15 protein-coding genes are annotated in these 19,594 nt (G+C 35.3%); 5 read left to right on the top strand and 10 right to left on the bottom strand.

Annotated elements, in window-relative coordinates:
- Positions 1 to 127: 127 nt before the first annotated feature.
- Positions 128 to 1,798, bottom strand: a complete 1,671-nt coding sequence (locus K1X82_10595; GenBank protein ID MBX7182553.1) for a PAS domain S-box protein — start codon at positions 1,796 to 1,798, stop codon at positions 128 to 130.
- An 81-nt stretch (positions 1,799 to 1,879) separates the two neighbouring features.
- On the opposite strand from K1X82_10595, the gene K1X82_10600 reads away from it, so the two are divergent.
- Complete coding sequence (locus K1X82_10600; protein ID MBX7182554.1) at positions 1,880 to 2,308, top strand: hypothetical protein; 429 nt, start codon at positions 1,880 to 1,882, stop codon at positions 2,306 to 2,308.
- Here K1X82_10600 and recF read toward each other — a convergent pair.
- A complete protein-coding gene (gene recF, locus K1X82_10605; protein MBX7182555.1) occupies positions 2,305 to 3,402 on the bottom strand; it encodes a DNA replication and repair protein RecF in 1,098 nt (365 codons plus the stop codon). The genes K1X82_10600 and recF overlap by 4 nt on opposite strands.
- A 217-nt stretch (positions 3,403 to 3,619) precedes the next feature.
- On the opposite strand from recF, the gene lon reads away from it, so the two are divergent.
- A complete protein-coding gene (gene lon / locus K1X82_10610) occupies positions 3,620 to 6,091 on the top strand; it encodes an endopeptidase La (protein MBX7182556.1) in 2,472 nt (823 codons plus the stop codon).
- Here the strand turns inward: lon and K1X82_10615 are convergent.
- Together K1X82_10615 and K1X82_10620 are read right to left on the bottom strand one after the other, a co-directional pair.
- Positions 6,081 to 7,583, bottom strand: a complete 1,503-nt coding sequence (locus K1X82_10615) for a hypothetical protein (protein MBX7182557.1) — start codon at positions 7,581 to 7,583, stop codon at positions 6,081 to 6,083. The genes lon and K1X82_10615 overlap by 11 nt on opposite strands.
- A complete protein-coding gene (locus tag K1X82_10620; protein MBX7182558.1) occupies positions 7,573 to 9,021 on the bottom strand; it encodes a hypothetical protein in 1,449 nt (482 codons plus the stop codon). Before K1X82_10620 ends, K1X82_10615 begins: the two co-directional genes overlap by 11 nt.
- Before the next feature lie 283 nt (positions 9,022 to 9,304).
- Between K1X82_10620 and K1X82_10625 the strand changes: the two genes are divergently transcribed.
- The 3 genes from K1X82_10625 to K1X82_10635 all read left to right on the top strand — a co-directional run bounded on the left by K1X82_10625 (position 9,305) and on the right by K1X82_10635 (position 10,397).
- Positions 9,305 to 9,484, top strand: a complete 180-nt coding sequence (locus K1X82_10625; protein MBX7182559.1) for a hypothetical protein — start codon at positions 9,305 to 9,307, stop codon at positions 9,482 to 9,484.
- A 251-nt stretch (positions 9,485 to 9,735) separates the two neighbouring features.
- Positions 9,736 to 10,110, top strand: a complete 375-nt coding sequence (locus K1X82_10630; protein MBX7182560.1) for a hypothetical protein — start codon at positions 9,736 to 9,738, stop codon at positions 10,108 to 10,110.
- A gap of 14 nt (positions 10,111 to 10,124) precedes the next feature.
- Positions 10,125 to 10,397, top strand: coding sequence for a hypothetical protein (locus K1X82_10635; protein ID MBX7182561.1), 273 nt, complete (start codon positions 10,125 to 10,127; stop codon positions 10,395 to 10,397).
- Between the two features lie 444 nt (positions 10,398 to 10,841).
- Here the strand turns inward: K1X82_10635 and K1X82_10640 are convergent, their stop codons facing one another.
- The 6 genes from K1X82_10640 to K1X82_10665 form a co-directional block, all read right to left on the bottom strand.
- Complete coding sequence (locus tag K1X82_10640) at positions 10,842 to 12,638, bottom strand: acyl-CoA dehydrogenase family protein (protein MBX7182562.1); 1,797 nt, start codon at positions 12,636 to 12,638, stop codon at positions 10,842 to 10,844.
- A 121-nt stretch (positions 12,639 to 12,759) separates the two neighbouring features.
- Positions 12,760 to 13,935 (bottom strand): acetyl-CoA C-acyltransferase, encoded by a 1,176-nt coding sequence (locus K1X82_10645; GenBank protein MBX7182563.1) that lies wholly within the window; start codon positions 13,933 to 13,935, stop codon positions 12,760 to 12,762.
- Positions 13,936 to 14,055: 120 nt separating this feature from the next.
- On the bottom strand, positions 14,056 to 14,775 hold the full coding sequence (locus tag K1X82_10650) for a hypothetical protein (GenBank protein MBX7182564.1): 720 nt from the start codon (positions 14,773 to 14,775) through the stop codon (positions 14,056 to 14,058).
- A 119-nt stretch (positions 14,776 to 14,894) separates the two neighbouring features.
- Entirely contained in the window at positions 14,895 to 17,339 is a 2,445-nt protein-coding gene (locus tag K1X82_10655; protein ID MBX7182565.1) for a 3-hydroxyacyl-CoA dehydrogenase/enoyl-CoA hydratase family protein, read from the bottom strand.
- A gap of 38 nt (positions 17,340 to 17,377) precedes the next feature.
- Positions 17,378 to 17,884, bottom strand: a complete 507-nt coding sequence (locus K1X82_10660) for a MarR family transcriptional regulator (GenBank protein MBX7182566.1) — start codon at positions 17,882 to 17,884, stop codon at positions 17,378 to 17,380.
- 175 nt (positions 17,885 to 18,059) lie between these two features.
- Positions 18,060 to 19,594 (bottom strand): polysaccharide biosynthesis C-terminal domain-containing protein (locus tag K1X82_10665; GenBank protein ID MBX7182567.1); only part of this gene is annotated, 1,535 nt, incomplete at its 5' end.

Here is a 19,594-nt window from a genome sequence, read left to right on the forward strand (position 1 = left end):
GGCGGAGGGGGCCCGCATACTAAAGAAATATAAAATCAACGAATTCGTTAAGATTACGATTAGAATCTTACATAAAATAATTGAATTCGTTTAGTGAATAAATTTTGGAAGGTGTTATCAATTAGTTTCAGGCCTCTACAAACGTATTTTCTCTTAGAGTTCCATAGACTTTATAAGAATTAACAAAATCAAGTCGTTTAATTTTTGCTTGAATGTATTTTGTTTGGCCATTTGGAAGAATAATACGATATCCAAAACGTCTAAATTCGTTGTCTTTAAGCACCTTATTGATGGATTCTTTAAAGTAATTTCGATCATCAGGGTGTACCAAGCGGGAGTATTCATAGAGTGAAATACTACCAGATTTGGGGTCACGGCCATGCATAGTATAGGCTTCAGGGGAGCAAATCAGGGTTTGGGATTCTACATTTAGTTCCCATTGACCAACGCCAGGGGTAGGTTTAGGGTCCAGGGGTCTAAATTCTGATTTAATAAGTCTTTTAAGGGTTTTTTCTTGTTCTTCTGCACCAAGGGCATTGGCTAGGAAATCAGCCAGGTTAGTAACCAAGGAAACTTCTTCAGGACTCCATGTTCTTTTGTTTCCGACATGTTCGTGACATAAAATACCGATATGGTTTCCATGAACCCAAATTGGAACATCCAACATCGAAGATATGCCATTAATTTTTAAATAGCTATCTGTAAATTCGGAGGTACGGGGATCGGTCAAAGCATCATCAGCCGAGATAAAACGATGCTTTTCGATATAGTCGAAGTAAACCGGATTAGTTTCTTTGGAGAGTAAAGAACCCATTTCGAAAGAAGCGGAAGAAGCCTTATACATTAAACGGCATTGAATTTGAGATCGATCTTTGGAATAAATCCAAAGGCTAACTCTTTCAACATTAACCAATTCAGCATCTACTTTTATTATTTTTCGAATGGAATTTTCAACGTTTGTATGGTTGTCTCTTGCCAGGTCAAGCAAAATTTTTTGCTTTCTTTCCAGTTCTTCAAATTTGACACTTAAAGCATCTTCTTGTTGTTCAATTTTGGTGATATCTCTCAGGCTGGTAATTCGGAAAGTTTCTCCATTCATTAAAATAGGTCTGCCCAAAACCTCAGTAGTTAATAGTTGTCCATTTTTATCATACACCTTAAGAATGTATTTGTCTCGGGTATTATTCAGGATATGATGCTTGGCTTCTGATACATAGTCAGGATGCAAGTAATTAAAAACTTGTTTACCAATCAATTCTGATTTAGTGTATTTAAAAAGGTTTTCGAAAGTGGGGTTTACATCAATAAAAACGCCATTTTTGGTAATGATAGTCGCTTCAAAGCAGGATTCAAATAAATCTTTTAATAATTGGCTTTGTTCTTTTTCACGTTTTAGGGCCTTTTCTTTAAATTTAATCAGATTAATTCTTTCCAGAGCGGAGTTAATGGATTCATTCAATCTTTTCAGCTTTGGTTTTTGTAAGTAATCATCCATTCCTTCCTTCAGGAATTCGATTAAACTTTCTTCCTTTATATTTTCTGCAAGAAGGATAAAAGCACCTTCATATTGATTTTTTTTGCAAAATTCAAATGCTTCAAGACCATTGTAACCAGGCAAACTAAAGTCCGAAAGAATCACCTCCGGTTGAAATTCAAAAAAAAGACGTTCGAAATCTTGCTTAGAATGGGCTATTCTTGTGTTGTGCAAGGAAAATGCAGCTTTTAATTCCGAATTAATCGCTTTGATATCTCCGGGTTTATCGTCTAGAATTAGTATTTTCTCGATTCCTTGCGCCATCTTATGGCCAAAAATAAGTAATATTTATTACAATTCCAAATTCATTTGAGCAAACGAAACCAAGAGACCTAACTTTGACGAGTGAAAGTAATTGGGGTTTTTAAAACGGTGTGGTCATCCTTTACTCCGAAGGATTTTAATGTACTGTTTGGTGTTTGGAATAATCGGGTGAATTTGTTATTTAAAGTTCCGCATTTAATTTCAATGGGAGTTTTTGTTAAGCCAACAGGTGTTCGAAAGGAATATGGTTTAAGGAAAGAAGAAGACGTGCAGTTTTGGGTTAGGAGAAGAGGAGTAGTAGTTGGAAGGGATTGGTATACAGGAGAGTTTGCGATTCTCTTTTCATTCATACAGGCATGGATTAAATTGGACTGGGTTAGTCAGCGTTTTTTCCAAACCGGACAATTTCTTGTGTTTGTGCTTCAAATCTATCTATCCAGCCAGGAGTTCCGATTCAAAATTGGGGTTTTAGGTATAGCGTATTATATACGAATAGGGAAAAAGGCTTAAATTTCTACTTCGGTTGGTGTTTCAATAAATTGAGGCGTAACACCTAGTGATTTAAAAGCTTGTTGAATTCTTTTCTTATCGGTATCTGAAATAAATACTTGTCCAAACTCTTCAGAAGAGACTAATTCAAATAGATGTTCCACCCTGGATTGATCTAATTTTTCAAAAATATCATCCAGAAGTAAAATAGGTTTTATGCCTTTGGCTTGTTTTAACCAATAGAACTGAGCCAATTTTAAAGAAAGTAAAAAAGTTTTTTGTTGACCTTGACTAGCAAATTTCTTAAGAGGGAAATTATTTAAAAGAAATACAAAATCGTCTTTATGAATTCCTTTGGTTGTTGTCCAGGCAGAGAAATCCTTCGAATGAGATTGGGTCAGTAAAGGTAGAAATGACGATGAGTTCAGGTCAGAATCATAAATTATGGAAGGAACTTCGTTTGAAAGGGAGATTTGTTGATATAATTTAATGAAAAGTTCTTCAAATTCGTGGACAAATTTTTTTCTAGAAAGGTAGATATAGGATCCCGGTTCATCCAATTGCATATCCAAAATTTCCAATACCGTAGGATCAAAGTTTCGGTTTTCTCCCATTTGCTTTAGGAGTATATTTCTTTGGAGAAGAATTCGATTATAGGTAATAAGGTTATCCAGGTAAATTTTATCATTTAGTGCAATTACTGAATCAACAAACTTCCTTCGTTCATCGCTTCCTTCAGTTATAAGGAATTGATCAGTAGGAGAAATCATTACAACCGAAATTATTCCAATATGATCAGAAAGTCGCTGGTATTCCTTTTCGTTCTTTTTGAATATTTTCCGTTGACCAGGTTTTAATCCGCAGGAAATGGTTAAAGTTTCACCTTCTATGTCAAATTTCCCAGTTAGTGACATGAAATTCTGTTCATGTTTAATAACTTGGGAGTCGTTTGGATTAAAATAACTTTTACAAAAAGCCAAATAGTAGATTCCATCTAATAAATTTGTTTTCCCACTTCCGTTTTTTCCAATAAAGCAAATGATTCTTTCTTTAAAGGAAACATGGGCATGGGAATAGCTTCTGAAATTGGTGAAGGAAAATTCTTGAAGAATCACCCGGCAAAGGTAAATCTATACTTGGTTCTAGCAACTTTCTGACACAATGGCTTGAAGTTCTTATTGGCATAGGGTTTGGGTTGAATCCTTTCCCAATATTTGATTCAGGTGAACTTTTTGGCAATTTGCTTGTTTAATAAGTTTTTCTAAATTATTTATTGGACTCAATCTAATTTATTTTAATTATATTACTTGGAAATAGCTGCCATATTGACGTATGAGTAAATTTGAAATTAAACCATTTGGAATGGATTCCATAGTAGACGAGGATACGGAGTTTATCCCTGTAATGACTACGGAAGAAGAAGAAAGTATGAACAAGGTTGATATTCCTACAGAAGTAGGAATATTACCACTCCGAAATACAGTATTATTTCCCGGTGTTGTAATACCGATTACGGTTGGAAGAGATAAGTCGATTAAACTTATCCAGGAAGCCTATAAAAAGAAAACTTTTGTAGGAGTAGTTTCACAAAAAGATCAAAATATTGATGACCCCGGGTTTGAGGATTTGAACCAAGTTGGGACCTTAGCTGTGGTTATCAAGTTGTTCAAAATGCCGGATGGAAGTACAACGGCAATTATTCAGGGCAAGAAGCGGTTTAATTTGGATACCTACTTAGGCAATGAACCATATTTAAAAGCCACCATACAAGAATTTGTTGAAATAAAAGCCAATGAAGATGACCAGGAGTATAATGCGATAATAGGATCAGTAAAAGACATTTCGCATCAAATTATCAAATTATCACCCAATATACCTTCTGAAGCAGGATTTGCCCTCAACAATATTGATAGTACCTCATTTTTGTTGAATTTTATCTCATCCAATATGAATGCGACTGTGGCCGAGAAGCAACAAATATTGGAGATAACAGATCAAAAGGAAAGGGCAAAAACTATTTTAGCTCATTTATCCAAAGATCTTCAATTGTTGGAAATTAAGAATCAAATCCAGTCCAAAGTAAAGGTTGAAGTAGATAAACAGCAACGGGAGTATTTTCTAAATCAACAACTAAAAACAATTAAGGAAGAGCTAGGTGGAGGTAATGATAGAGAGTTAGAGGAGTTAAAAGAAAAAGCTAAGACAAAAAAATGGACCAAACAAACCCAAGGATTGTTTGAAAAGGAATTGGACAAGTTGGGAAGAATGAACCCCAATGCGGCCGAATATTCAATTCAAATGAACTATTTGGAAACTTTGTTGGAACTTCCATGGAATGATTGTTCCAAAGATAATTTTGATCTGAAGAATGCATCCAAGGTATTGGATAAGGATCATTTTGGATTAGACAAGGTTAAGAAGCGGATTCTGGAGCATTTGGCGGTTTTGAAATTAAAGGGAGATATGAAATCCCCCATACTTTGTTTATATGGACCTCCTGGGGTTGGAAAAACCTCGTTGGGTAAATCAATTGCAAAAGCATTGGGTAGAAAATATGTTCGGATGTCATTGGGCGGTTTGCGCGATGAAGCCGAAATCCGTGGACATCGAAAAACCTATATTGGAGCGATGCCGGGAAGAATAATCCAGAACATTAAAAAGGTTAACAAGTCTAATCCAGTTTTTGTATTGGATGAAATAGATAAGGTTGGGGCTAGTCATCAAGGTGATCCTTCTTCGGCCTTGTTAGAGGTACTCGATCCGGAGCAAAACACCACGTTTTATGACAATTATCTGGAGATGGATTATGATTTATCCAAGGTGATGTTTATTGCAACTGCCAATAATTTAAATTCTATTCAACCGGCGTTATTAGATAGGATGGAGATAATTGATATTAGTGGTTATACTTTAGAAGAGAAAATTCAAATTGCCAAGAATCACTTGGTTCCAAAGCAAATAGAAGAACATGGTTTAAAGAAAAAGCAGGTTGAATTATCGGAAGAAGTTCTTGCATTTATTATTGATAAATATACTCGTGAATCTGGGGTAAGAACCCTGGAAAGAGAGGTGGCGAAAGTGATAAGGGCAATTGCGTTGAAAGTTGCTGTAAAGGAGGACTATTTGCCACAGCTTTCGATAAAAGAGGTAGGAGAAATATTGGGGATATCACATTATAACAGAGATAAGGCAATAAACAATGATTTGGCGGGGGTTGTTACGGGTTTGGCATGGACTCCATTTGGTGGTGACATATTGTTCATTGAAACTAGTTTAAGTAAAGGGAAAAGTAAATTAACTTTAACGGGAAATTTAGGAGATGTGATGAAAGAAAGTGCCATTATTGCCTTAGAATATTTAAAAGCACATGGCGAACAGTATGGAATAGCAGCACATTCCTTTGATAATTGGAATATACATATTCATGTTCCGGAAGGAGCAACACCTAAAGATGGACCATCAGCTGGAATTACCATTTTTGTTGCCTTGTTATCGGCATTTACTCAACAAAAGGTTAAGTCAAATTTAGCCATGACAGGTGAAATTACCTTAAGGGGGAAAATTTTACCGGTAGGAGGAATAAAAGAAAAGATTTTAGCGGCTAAACGTTCAGGAATAACCAATATAATACTTTGTGCAGACAATAAGAAAGATGTAGAGGATATAAATGACAGGTATTTGGAAGGATTAAGGTTTCAATATGTCTCCAATATGGAAGAATTGTTTGAAGCTGCTATACTTCCCGAGAAAGTGTCTAAACCGCTTGACATTAATTTTATTCCTGCCAAAGAAACTAGGATTTAGGTTTTTTAGCACGACTACGTTTGTCGTAGGAGTTTTGCTTCATTTCAAACCAATCTTCAAATTTGATTAATTCAAATCCAAGAGGATTCCATTTGTATTGGTCTAGTTCAAGTTTATCAAAATGAGCATATTCCCGTTGTCTTACATAAGGAAAATCAAAAACCTGGGTGTCCAGACTTTGTAAAATTCTAAAAATCACACGCTGTCTATCCATTTTTAAGCTTTTGATGGATTGCATTGACTTTCGAAAGTTTGTTAATTCATAAGACCAAAGGAATTCCTTACCGGTTTCTAGTTGGATTTGAAAAAACAATACTTTATGACAAAAGAATAATTCTCCCCTGTCAGAAGCTAAATTAGTAACATCCTGGTTGATACAAGCCATAGCCTCTTTATAGTGTCCAAATTTAAAGAACAAACAAGCTTTGTAGTAGTTCCAGATGGTAAAGGTGTATTTCTTTTCTCTAAACTTTGGATGATTAAAAGCCTGGTCTAAAATTTCCTGACAGGTTTCAAAGTTTTTCAAGTGAAAATGGGCGAGGAAAAGCCTTTGCAAGGCCAAAATATAGTTGTTTAGTTTAGGGTTAAATAATGTTAAAGAAAATTCAATTCCTTTAATAGCTTCTAAATAATTGCTATGTAGAATTTTAATTTCTGCTAATTCTAGGTTTAATCCTGCGATGTTAACTGGGGTATTAATAGCTGGATCTGACTCTGTTAATTTTAATAAATATTCCGAGTATTTATCCAATTGAAAAGTATCATTGAGCTGAATATAATAAAAAAGTGCAGTCCTGTAGTACCAATAACCAATTCGAGAAAGAGGAAATTCTTTAAATAGCTCTGCCATTCGATTTAGAATGATTGAACCTTCGTCAATTAAGCTCTGAGACAATTGAAATCTATCTGCATTTACTCCTTTAAATTCATTGAATAAACATAAAACTTCTGTTAAAGCTGCAGCCTCCTTTGACTTATATCGTGTTTTAGCTACAATAGCTTCAATATTTCTTCTATTCCCTTCTGTACCTCTACGTACTAGCCTAAATTCATTAATTGAAAGCCATTCAATTGGCATTGCATAAATTTCAGAAATCTTAGATCCTTCATCAATGAAAAAGTCTCCTAACTTCGTCAAGCCTCTTCTGTAAAGTAGTTCAGAATATACTAAATATCTTTTAATCTCAAGTGAATTTCTGAAGTTTGTGGACCTAACAATTTTACTTGAGTCTTTTAATAAAAGAATATTTAAAATGTCATGTGTTAATCTTCTAACAATATGAGCATAATAACTTTCTGATAGTTTTCCATCATAAACTTCTTCTCTTATTTGTTTTTTGTTCGCATTCTTGTGCGCAATTAAAATTTCGAATAGTTTCAATTTCCTTATACTGTATTCATCTTCAGAATCTAAACTTAAAAAGGCAATAACAAAGTCTGATTCTTGTTTTGTTAAAACTCCAACAAGTCCAATTAATTCGTTAATTTTCATTATGAACAAATTTTTTATTTAGCCATTCAAAAAATTCAACCATTTCATAACCCAATGGTTGCCACTTATTTTTGATTCTATTTTCTATTTCAAATTTAGAAAATTTACTGAAATCAAAATCACATTTTTGCAAATCATTTAATGTTTTTATAATATATGAAATTCTCTCTTTGTAATAATCTTTGTAATAGTATATACTTTTTCTAAAAGAATCTAACTCAAATTCGAATACGTCAAATTTCTCTAATTCAATATAATTTATTAGAATTAGTAGTCTGTAACCAAATTGCATCTCCCCCTTATCAGACAGATATTCCTGTTTGAATTGATTAAGGGACTTTAAACATTCTCTATATTTTTTTTCCTTAAATAATATACATGAATTGAAATAATTCCATTTTGCTATTGTTGATTTATTTTTGCTATACCTTGGATGAACCTTTGCTTTATTGTAAATATATTTACAATTTTCCATATTTCCAAGATAAAATTCCGATTGAAATAAATTCTCTAGAGTTAGTAAATAGTTATTTAATTTAGGATTAAAGAGTTCTAGGGCTCTATTTGAATAAGTTACTCCAAAGTCAAACTTTTTTGCAGATATACATATTTCAGCCAAATCCTTACTTGCACCAGCCAGGTTAACTGGAGTGTAAAGTGCTTGATTGTTCTCAGTTAATTCTAAAAGCAATTTACCGTGTAAAAAGGCATTTTCATATTCATGGTTTTGTGAGTAGTAGGAAATTGCCGCTCTATGGTACCAAAATCCTATTCTAGCATATGGATAATTTTTATATATAAATTCCATTTTAACTAAAGAATCCTGAGCTTCTTTTAGTTTTTCTGAACTGAAACTTTTTTTACCCAAATATCTAATAGTGAAATCATAAAATAAATTTACGACTTTAGAGTTGGCACTTATAGCTTCTACTATGTTTTCAATTTCATTATTAGCTTTTCCAATAATTTTATTCCCTTTTGTAATTCCTTGTGTAATTCTTTGAAAATCTGTCAGAATATATTGTTCAGCAATTAATTCAAAGTTTTTTGCCAATTTTATTCCTTCATCAATTAAACAATCGCCCAGGTCTAATTGTCCTCTTCTGTAAAGTAATTCTGCAAAGGCCATTTTTTTCTTGACTTCAAATGATGCGGTAAACATTGGTGCTCTGAATTTTTTATTGCTTTCTTGTAACAATATTACGTTTAATATGTCATTTCGAAGTCTTCGCTTAAGGTGAGAAAATGCAGAATTACTTCCATTATATGATATTTTTTTTCTAAATTCTGCCTCTTCAGCTTTTTTGCTTTTTAAGATATAGTCAAATATTTGCAATCTTAATTTTTCTTCGGATTTACCACTTGAGGTATACAACCATCTCACAAGTTTAATTTCTCTTTTATTAAGTCCTTTAATTAGACCAGTCAATTCTTGCATTCCCAAAAGTCCATTATTTTAAAAATCTAAGAACAATTCAACTAGAGGACTTTTCAACAATGCTATCATTCACAATTTTTAACACAATTCAAAAGGTTACATTTTTTATTAACTTTTTCATGTTGATAACCAGGCAGTTGTAAAATTTCGACCATCAACATATGAACATTTTGTTGTTGATATCATTTTCTTGTTTTATCATTGCCCCCAGATAGTCATCGAAGGAAAGATGATGTCTACCCTATATAACAAACCGCATAACTACTAAAAACTCCCTTTAGTCATGAACGCACTTTTCGCCCTTTTGTTGTCTTTGAACATGGTTTCATCTTCTCAACAAACAACTCTTTCAAAAGATCAACAAGTTTCTATAGCTGTTAAATCCAATGTAACCACCTACACACAGGCTACTACTTTGGTTAATACAGTTTGGGATCCAAATGAGGGCAGGACTAAAAACTAAAGGAATTCTACAGGCAATTTTCTAAGTTGCTTGTATTTACTTCTTGATTGTCCTTAATTGGGCTGAGCTCAGTATTTATTTACTGAGTCAATTTAATGCTATTCGCCAATAGGTTAACCTATTGGCCTTTAGTGTTTTGTATTATATTGACCTGTCTCAAACGGTGTCAATTTATATACTTTTGTTTCCTTTGTTACCCTATTGTTTTGTTGAACATTTGTATCGGATAAAAACCATCAAATCTGTTCAACATGTTTAATAAACAACTACCAAAAACAGACGCAGAAAGGGTAAAAGCTCTGCAAACCGCTTTAATTTTGGCTTCTAGTGCTGATTCCGGAAATTGGAATCTTCCAAAAGACGTAGCTAAGTACATCCATCCCTTTTTGGTTAAATTGCAGCATAGCATTCAAATCAGTTCTTCTATCAATGGAACCCAAGCTGTTGATCAACATACACTAAGGATGTTGATTGATGAATTACTTCTGGATATTTGGGAAGAAATTGAATGTGCTGTTGATGAAGTTGACCCTTTCACCATGGAAGAAAAAGCTATTGAGCTTGGAATTAATTATACCTACGTTTCTCAAGAGAAGGAATCTAGTATTTTCAGATTAGTTGCCTAGTCCCCGGTATTGAAATGAAACAAAGTTTTAATGTCGCTACGGGTGAGTATTCTCTTTATGGAGATAGCATTGTAATATATGATAAAGAGGAATCAGGTCCGTCTAGTTTGGTTTTCCCAAATCAATATACTTATTTGGAGGGTTTATTAAAGATTCAAATTCGAAAGGATGATTCTAGCTGGAGTGATTATGAGCCAGGCCAAATGATTTTAGCAAAAAAGCTGGAATGTCGACTTGCATCTCCTTTTGAGAAATTTAATATTGAATTGTATTTGATGTTTAATTAGTTTTTATCCTTATCCCGATTTTTATGCATGGCTTTTTTGTCATGTATTGTTGTTTTTAGGAGTTTGTTCCAGTTTCCCCTCTCCTAATTTGTAAAGGCCGGTTTTCCGGCCTTTATAGTTCCCTGACATTTTTCACTAATGCATTTGCCACCCAGGACTTGATTTATTCACAATTAATCCAAGTATGGTTTTCCAATATCTAGTTGTATAGGAATTAATTGAGGTAGCGAAATTCTAAAATTTATTGGAAAATCCTTCTTTTACTAATTGAATTAGGGTAATTCTAAAGTTGACATATTTGGGGATTACCTACCTATTATTAAGAAGTTCAATTTACTTTATGGTAAAACATGAGTGGCAAAATCAATAAAAAAAGAAAAGCCGCCTAATTAAGGCGGCCTTTCTTATATCTATCTTCTAGTCAAATAGACAAGAAAAATCAGCTTAGAAGCACCATTTACCTGCATCAATTAGTTTTGCAGCAATGCGTCTGCGAGCTTCTTTAGCGTTATAAGGCTCAGTTTTGGTGAAACGTTTTAGTCCCATTTGCATCATGCGAAGTTCGTCACCTTCTGCATAGGAATTAATAGCCTCTTTTCCGGCTAAATAAATAGAATCTGCTACTGAGTTTATATAGGTTTTAGCCATATCAATTTGATCTTGGCAAGCGGTTTCTCCTTTAATAGAAACTAGCTTTTCAGCTCTTAACAAAGCACTTTCTGCAGTGTAGATTCCGATAAGGATATCTGCAAGATTCATTAGAATTTCTTGCTCTTTTGATAAGCTCATCATGAATTTTTGTACCGCTGAACCTGCAATCATCAAGGCTGCTTTTTTGAAATTTTTGATGTATTTTCTTTCATTGGTAAATAAGCCTTCGTCTTCTGAACCAAATTCAGGAATACTCATTAATTCTCCAGCGATTTTTGTCGCAGGCCCCATTAAATCCAATTCTCCTTTCATAGCACGACGCAAGAACATATCAACGGTTAACATTCTGTTTATTTCATTAGTTCCTTCGAAGATTCTGTTAATACGGGCGTCACGGTAAGAACGATCTGTTGGTGATTCTGCAGAAAAACCCATTCCACCATAAATTTGAACAGCTTCATCCACTACATAATCAATGGCTTCAGAACCAAAAACTTTCAAAATGGCACATTCAATAGCATATTGCTCAAAGCCTTTTAATTTGGCCTTTCCTTCGTCCATTCCAGCAGACACCAATGCTTTGATAGCGTTTTCAATGTCTTGGGAAGCACGATAAACCGCAGATTCGTTCACCCAAGTACGGATGCACATTTCGGCCAGTTTATAGCGTATTGCTCCATATTTGGAAATTGGACGTCCAAATTGTTCGCGTTCGTTGGCATATTTAACTGAATATGAGGCAGCAGCTTTACCTCCACCGATTGCGGCCGCTCCAAGTTTTAGACGACCAATATTCAAAATGTTTACAGCGATTTTGAATCCGTTTTGGCGTTCAGAAAGTAAATTCTCTACTGGAACATGGCAATTGTTGAAGAATACTTGTCTGGTGGAAGAACCTTTAATACCCATTTTTTTCTCCTCAGCATTCAAACTAATTCCGCCAAAGGATTTCTCAACTAAAAATGCAGACAAGTTCTCATCATCATCAATCTTAGCGAATACAGTAAATAAATCAGCAAACCCGGCATTGGTAATCCACATTTTTTGACCATTTAGGATGTAGTGTTTTCCATCTGCCGAAAGAGTTGCTCTGGTTTTACCACTATTGGCATCAGAGCCACTAGAAGGTTCAGTTAAACAATAACAAGCTTTCCATTCTGCAGTTGCCAGTTTAGGCATGTATTTTGCTTTTTGTTCCGGAGTTCCGTAATACAATAGAGGCAAGGTACCAATACCATTGTGAGCAGAAAAAGCAACTGAAAAGGAGTGTCCTGTTCCTGTTGCCTCTGTTGAAAGAATATTCGTAACAAGATCTTTTCCAAATCCACCGTATTCTTCCGGATACGAAACTGCCAAGATTCCTAATTCACCTGCTTTTTCCAGCAATTTAGGCATTAATCCTTCTTCCATGCTGTCGATGCGATCCATGATTGGTGCAACTTCTTGCTCAATAAAATCAGAACAAGTTTTAGCAATCATTAATTGTTCCTCGGTAAATTCTTCCGGGATAAATACATTTTGTGCTTCTGATTCTTTAATCAGCCATTCACCACCTTTTAATGCGGTTGTTGGTTTAGTTTCAGTTGACATGTTGTTTAGTTTTTTGGTTTAAATTTTAATTTTAGTTGTTTGTTAAAGAGTCAATGAAATTTTAATGTGGTAAGTACTATAAAATACCTGCATTGTTAAGACTAAGGATAGTTTGTGTTAATTAAAGAAGTTCAAATACGCCTGCTGCTCCTTGGCCTGTACCAACACACATGGTTACTATTCCATACTTTTGGTTACGTCTTCTCATTTCATTCAGAAGTTGTACAGATAGTTTTCCACCTGTGCATCCAAGAGGGTGACCCAGTGCAATGGCACCTCCATTTACATTCACAATTTCCGGATTGATTCCAAGAGTTTTGATAATTGCCAAAGATTGAGATGCAAAGGCTTCATTTAATTCGATTTGGTCGATATCATTCAGTGTTAAGCCTGCACGTTTTATAGCGTTTGGAATAGCATAAATTGGTCCAACACCCATCACTCTTGGTTCTAGGCCATTAACACCATAAGAAACTAAGCGTGCAATAGGTTTAACATTCAGTTGTTTAAGCATTCGTTCTGAAACAACCAATAAAAATGCTGCACCATCTGAAGTTTGGGAGGCATTACCTGCAGTAACAGTTCCTTTGGCATGAAAAACTGGTTTTAACTTAGCCAACTTATCGATCGTTGTATCTGCACGTGGCCCTTCATCGGTATCTACTATATATTCCCTTTCTTTGCGTTTTTCTTTAGCATCAAGGTAAACTTCTTTCACAGTAATTGGAACAATGTCATCCTTAAACTTACCTGCTTGTATAGCTGCAAATGCCTTTTGATGAGATTTAAATGAAAATTCATCTTGTTCTTCCCGACTAATTTTATAGTCATTAGCAACTGCCTCTGCAGTCAAACCCATTCCCCAATAGTAATCAGGATTGCTTTTGGCATAAGTATAATTGGGAACGATTTTCCACCCACCAAATGGTATAGGACTCATGGTTTCTGCGCCACCGGCAATAATTACATCGGCCATTCCGGCTTTGATTTTTGCTGTAGCTATGGCAATAGATTCTAAACCTGAAGAACAGTAACGGTTCACCGTCATTCCAGGAACCTTATCGGTATTTAATCCCATAAGTGAAATCATACGACCCATGTTAAGGCCTTGCTCGGCTTCCGGAGTTGCATTTCCAACGATAACGTCGTCAATTTGCTCTTTGTCTAGTTGGGGAAATTGAGCAACAAGATGTTTGATAACATCTGCAGCCAAATCATCCACCCTAGTAAAACGGAAAAGTCCACGAGGTGCTTTTCCAACAGCGGTACGATAACCGCCAATGATGTATGCTTCCATTTTTAAAGTTAAAATTTTTAAGTCTGGTTAAAATTTAATTACAGGTTAATAGGTAAAAACTAAACCGGTAAGGAAATGGTAGGAAAATATTGGATGTTTTAAAACCAATGCCTCAACCTATTAGTTGATTTTGGGTTTTCCTTTATTAGGTTGGGAGGTTTTATGTTCTCCGGAGGTTTTGGAATCGGCAGGGGAGGTTGATGGTGGGGTAGCAGGTTTGGTACTGCTTGGTTTGGCACTACCATTGTATTTTGATTCTGAATTTTTGTATTCATCAGGGGGCAAACCATTGATAGATTGAACCACGCCTTCATTGTTGTAAACAATAGTCTTCAACAATTCCCCTTTTGAATTATAAAACTTCCAAATCCCGACTTTTTTTCCCATGGAATAACTGCCTTCAACAGCTATTTCTCCACCTCCTAAATGGTATTTTGTCCATAACCCATCCATTTTCCCCATAACATAGTTGCCTTCAGATTTTGGGAATCCGTTGTAATAAAAACTTTTGAATTCTCCATCTCGAATACCATAATGGTATTCACAAGATTCTTGCAAAGCACCTGTATGAGGGTAATACCTTCTAGACATGCCATGCTTTTTGTCGTTTTCATAATTAATCTCCGAAATTAAAACCCGGCTGTAAGAATAGACTTTCCATAAGCCCATCTTACGATTATACATGTCACGACAATTCTTATGCCTGTCTCCGGCGGCCATGAATTGTGGTCTTTCGCAGATGTAAGCATCTTGAGGAGTGCTTGCATCTTGGCTCCATACCAACAAAGGAAAAGCAATAAAATAAAGAACGATGCTTATTTTTTTCAATTCCTTTGTCATTTCGAGCTTAGACTGCAAAAGTAAGGGATAAGTTTCGCCTAACTTCTAAAATTTATTCTCGAAATGAACGAAGGATTGTTATTTATCTTGTTTGAACTAGATTTTAGACCTACAAATCATTAGTTACGAATGATTTTTCCTGAGGTCAACAAACCTTGCATTCGCTCCAGGGTTTTCTTTTCTCCACAAAGTGATAAGAAGGCTTGCCTTTCAAGTTCTAACAAATATTGTTCACTTACTTCGGTAGGTGCACTCAAATCTCCACCACACATTACATAGGCCAGTTTTTCACTGATCTTTTTATCATGTTCGGAAATATAGCCACCTGCCACCATAGAATTGGCTCCTGCCTGGAACATTCCTAATGCTTGACGACCAAGCACCTTAATATCTCTGCGTTGAACCGGCTTTACATAACCTGGAGCCATTTCTAAAACTCGTTGTTTCGCCAAAGCAATTTGACGATCTCTGTTAAGTACAATTTCGTCACGTCCTTTAACCAAAATTCCTAAATCGTACCCTTCATGAGCCGAAGTAGCTACTTTAGCCATTCCTATTGTTAAATAGCGGTCTTTTAATACATCTACCAGCATTCCATCAGCCGTAAATGAATCTGAAGCTCGTAAGGCAAACTCCTTGGTTCCACCACCTGCCGGTATTACTCCAATACCAAATTCAACCAAACCAATATAAGTTTCGGCAGCTGCTACAATTTTATCGGCATGCAGGTTGATTTCGCATCCACCACCTAAGGTCATTCCGTGAGGCGCTACTACTACCGGAATAGATGAATAACGAACCCTCATCATGGTGTCTTGGAATGATTTTATAGCGAAATACAATTCATCCCATTCTTGTTCCACAGCTAACATAAAGATCATGGCCACGTTGGCACCGGCAGAAAAATTCTGACCTTGATTACCAATGACTAAGCCTTTCCATCCTTCGTTTTCTGCAATTAAAATAGATTTATTAATTCCTTCAATTACCTCTCCACCAATAGAATTCATTTTAGTATGAAATTCCAAACCTAATACACCATCTCCTAGGTCAAATAAGGTTGTTCCACTATTACCCCAAACTTTATTTGTTTTACGAATGTTATCCAGAATAATTAAACTTTCTGTTCCGGGAATAACTTTATAAGACTTGGATGGAATGTCGTAGTAGAATTTTTTACCACTATCAGTTTTATAAAATGAACTTACACCGGATGCTAGCATATCATAAACCCATTGGGCTGGTTTAGTTCCGGACGCCTCCATGTTTTTAACTACTTCAGCTACTCCTAATGCATCCCATGTTTCAAATGGTCCTAATTCCCAACCAAATCCAGTTGATAATGCTTGATCAATTCGATAAATTTCATCGGAAATTTCCGGAATACGATTGGAACAGTAAGCAAAATTTCCATGAAAAATGGCACGATAAAATTCTCCGGCCTTATCTGTTCCTCCGTACAAAACTTTCGTTCTTTTGCGCAAATCATCAATTGGCTTCGCGGCTTTCAAGGTCGGAAAATCAACTCGCTTGGAAGGTTCATATTCAAGAGTTTTTAAGTTTAATGCAAAAATCTCTTTCTTTCCTCCTTCTTTCACCTGTTTGAAAAAACCTTGTCCTGCCTTGCTTCCAATCCATTTGTTCTCGACCATTTTGGATACATATCCGGGAAGGGTGAACAATTCATGTTTTTCATCGTTTGGACAATTGTCTCTTAAACCATTGGCAACATGAACAAGAGTGTCTAATCCAACTACATCACATGTACGGAAGGTAGCTGATTTTGCACGACCCATTATTGGACCAGTTAATTTATCTACTTCCTCTACTGTCATGTCCATCTTTTCAACAATATGGAACAAGGCCATAATGGAGGCAACCCCAATCCTATTGGCGATAAAAGCTGGAGTATCTTTACATAAAACAGTAGTTTTACCTAAATAACGGTCTCCGTAATCCATAAGGAAATTCACAACTTCCGAATCCGTTTCCGGAGTTGGAATAATCTCTAATAGTTTTAAGTACCTAGGAGGATTAAAAAAGTGAGTTCCGCAGAAATGACGTCGGAAATCTTCACTTCTACCCTCAGTCATCATATGGATTGGAATACCGGAGGTGTTTGAGGTAATTAAGGTTCCGGCTTTGCGAAATTTCTCAACTTTCTCAAATACTTGCTTTTTTATGTCTAAGCGCTCTACAACCACTTCGATTACCCAATCTGCATCAGAAATTTCGTTCATATTGTCGTCGAAATTTCCGGTCTTAACCTTATTGGCCACCTTCTTATTATAAACCGGCGAAGGATTGGTTTTTAAAGCAAATGCTAATGCGTCATTTACTAATCGATTGCGAAATTTTGGATTGCTTTTCTCTTCCTCTTTCAAATCAAAAGGAACGATATCAAGCAATAAAACCTCCAATCCAATATTGGCACAATGCAAGGCGATTCTGGAGCCCATTACTCCGGAACCAAGAACAGCTACCTTTTTGATTACACGACGGTTGGCTTTAATAACCCCCGCTCCATTGGTGGCAGTTTTTTCTAAGGTTAGTGTATCTGACATGATCTTTATTTGGTTAGGTAATTTGGTTGTTTGTTTTTTTATGCTGCAAGTATGGATTTGTTTTTGGTCATTTCATAGGTAATCTTCTCTCTTGCCAATAATTCCTTGTTGTCTGCTAAATTATTGATTTGCTCTATTACCTCAAAAAATACCTTGAGTTTTTCAGGGTCAATTTTCTCCCTTACTATTTTATTAAAAGTCTTTACGGCTAATTTCGACATTTCCCTCTTTTGCTTGCCTTCCTCTGTCAAAAATATTCTTACTACTCGTTTGTCTGTCTCTGATACTTTTCGATAAACCAATCCATTGTCTTCAATGGTTTTAAGCATCCGACTCAAACTGCGTGGCTCCATGCCAACACTTGAAGCTATTTTGGTGGCAGGTGTACCATTTTCTTCGTCAATATTGATAAGAACATAACCCAATGATAAGGTTAAATCATAATCAACTCCTGTGGAATTATACATGCGGGAAATAGCATGCCAACTGGTCTTGATGTTAAAACAGACCGTATCCTTCGCCGATAATCGTTTGGAACTTCCCATTTTTCGATTGGCAATAGTATGAAAATATTCTGCATGCAGAGTATTTTGTTGAAAAAAAGTATGCATGCATAACAAATAAAAAATGTTAATACACTGCATATCAGTTAATTAAAAAGTAGAATCCAAGTAAAAAGAACAATGATGCAATTGACTGAACTTCAAAAACTAATTGCCGCTACCAAGACTTTACCTTGGAAACTAATCCTTTTGCCATAGTTATACTATCTTCAGGAATTAACTTGAAGAAATAGGCTATTCCAAGGTAAAGTACTGTAACAATCATACCTCGGTAAACTAAATCCCCAACCGGCAATGTCAAATGAGGCAAGTACTGTCCAATTATTGTGACTATTCCGATAAGAATGGCAAGTCGAACACTATCCCATCCAAACGGTTGCATGTGATAATACCTCTTAATGAATAATAACTTCGATAAGTTGAAACTTGAACTAGTTATTGCAATTGCCATGGCCGACCCAATAATTCCATACAGTGGTATCAATATCCAAAGCAAAATAAAAAGCAAGGCAAACATTCCTGCTAACAATATGGTTCCTTTTAAATAATGTTCTGAATTATAGATGATGGAAGTGTTTGAACCGGATGCCATATTAACCAATGAACCTAAACTGATGATAAAAATCACTAGTTCATTTCCTCTATAATCCGGAGGTAAAAAAGTTAATAAAGGGGTTACACATGAATTTACTCCAATAAATAATAAACCTCCAACCAAAAACAAGTTTGAGCTTGATTTATGGTAAATGTCTTTTATTTCTTGATGGTCATTTTGGGCTATGGCCATTGCAATCTTAATACTTGCAATTCGATCCAAAGAATTTAAAGGTGTTTCAATAAACAATCCCATAAATAAGGCTATGGAGTATATTCCAGCCGTTTCTAAGTTTAAATACCTAACCAAAAAAATGGTATCCAAATTTTTTAATCCTATGGATGCCATCGTGGCAATTGCAATCATAATCCCAAAGCCAGCCATTCCTTTCCATTCCAATTTCCCAAAATCAAACCTGAACTTAGGCTTGTCAATATGAAAAACATAGCTCATTACTCCAATAAAGTTAATACCATACGAACAAACAAATCCTATTATAAAACCCTCAAGTCCAATATAATTAAAATAGAATAATCCAACCAAAGTCATTAAAAATAACCTTATTAATAACTCTGAAAATAATGAAGGTACAACCGACTTAGCCAATGCAAATGAATAGCAATTGGCTAAACTGATGCAAACCATAAAGAAACTCAGTAAAAAAACAAAACCAAAATTTGCTGCAAATAATCCCGATTGTTTGGAATAGGAATCAATAATCCAGCCCGAGTTTAATAATAATAGGATGGAAAATATCGCAAACCCTGCTAATCCAAATACAAAAGTAAAACTGATAAAGCGATTCTTTTCTTCTTCCTTTCCAACATAGTTTTGGAAAAAACGCATCATAATGTTTCCTGCTCCCATCGGCATTATCGCTGAAACTAAACCCGAAAAGGATAACAAAACACGGGTCAAGCCAAAAACCTCCGGACTTAAGCAAACTGGTTGCAAATACATATTAATGAAACCAATCAAAATCCCTGAATAAATCAGAATTGCATTTGCCAAACTTTGTCTTTGAATTATTCCCATGTGGTTGGACTTCTCCGTTTGGATGCAAAGATGCTTAGAATTAAGATATGCACACCGATAGC

It is taken from the genome of Bacteroidia bacterium (assembly GCA_019695265.1).
In the GTDB taxonomy this organism is placed as follows: domain Bacteria; phylum Bacteroidota; class Bacteroidia; order JAIBAJ01; family JAIBAJ01; genus JAIBAJ01.

Bases quoted from the DNA above. Each gene is read 5' to 3' on its own strand.
- K1X82_10625 (MBX7182559.1), top strand. From the start codon at position 9,305: ATGAACGCACTTTTCGCCCTTTTGTTGTCTTTGAACATGGTTTCATCT.
- K1X82_10655 (MBX7182565.1), bottom strand. From the start codon at position 17,339: ATGTCAGATACACTAACCTTAGAAAAAACTGCCACCAATGGAGCGGGG.
- K1X82_10645 (MBX7182563.1), bottom strand. From the start codon at position 13,935: ATGGAAGCATACATCATTGGCGGTTATCGTACCGCTGTTGGAAAAGCA.
- K1X82_10595 (MBX7182553.1), bottom strand. From the start codon at position 1,798: ATGGCGCAAGGAATCGAGAAAATACTAATTCTAGACGATAAACCCGGA.
- K1X82_10630 (MBX7182560.1), top strand. From the start codon at position 9,736: ATGTTTAATAAACAACTACCAAAAACAGACGCAGAAAGGGTAAAAGCT.
- K1X82_10660 (MBX7182566.1), bottom strand. From the start codon at position 17,884: ATGGGAAGTTCCAAACGATTATCGGCGAAGGATACGGTCTGTTTTAAC.
- lon (MBX7182556.1), top strand. From the start codon at position 3,620: ATGAGTAAATTTGAAATTAAACCATTTGGAATGGATTCCATAGTAGAC.
- K1X82_10615 (MBX7182557.1), bottom strand. From the start codon at position 7,583: ATGAAAATTAACGAATTAATTGGACTTGTTGGAGTTTTAACAAAACAA.
- K1X82_10635 (MBX7182561.1), top strand. From the start codon at position 10,125: ATGAAACAAAGTTTTAATGTCGCTACGGGTGAGTATTCTCTTTATGGA.
- K1X82_10640 (MBX7182562.1), bottom strand. From the start codon at position 12,638: ATGTCAACTGAAACTAAACCAACAACCGCATTAAAAGGTGGTGAATGG.
- K1X82_10620 (MBX7182558.1), bottom strand. From the start codon at position 9,021: ATGCAAGAATTGACTGGTCTAATTAAAGGACTTAATAAAAGAGAAATT.
- K1X82_10650 (MBX7182564.1), bottom strand. From the start codon at position 14,775: ATGACAAAGGAATTGAAAAAAATAAGCATCGTTCTTTATTTTATTGCT.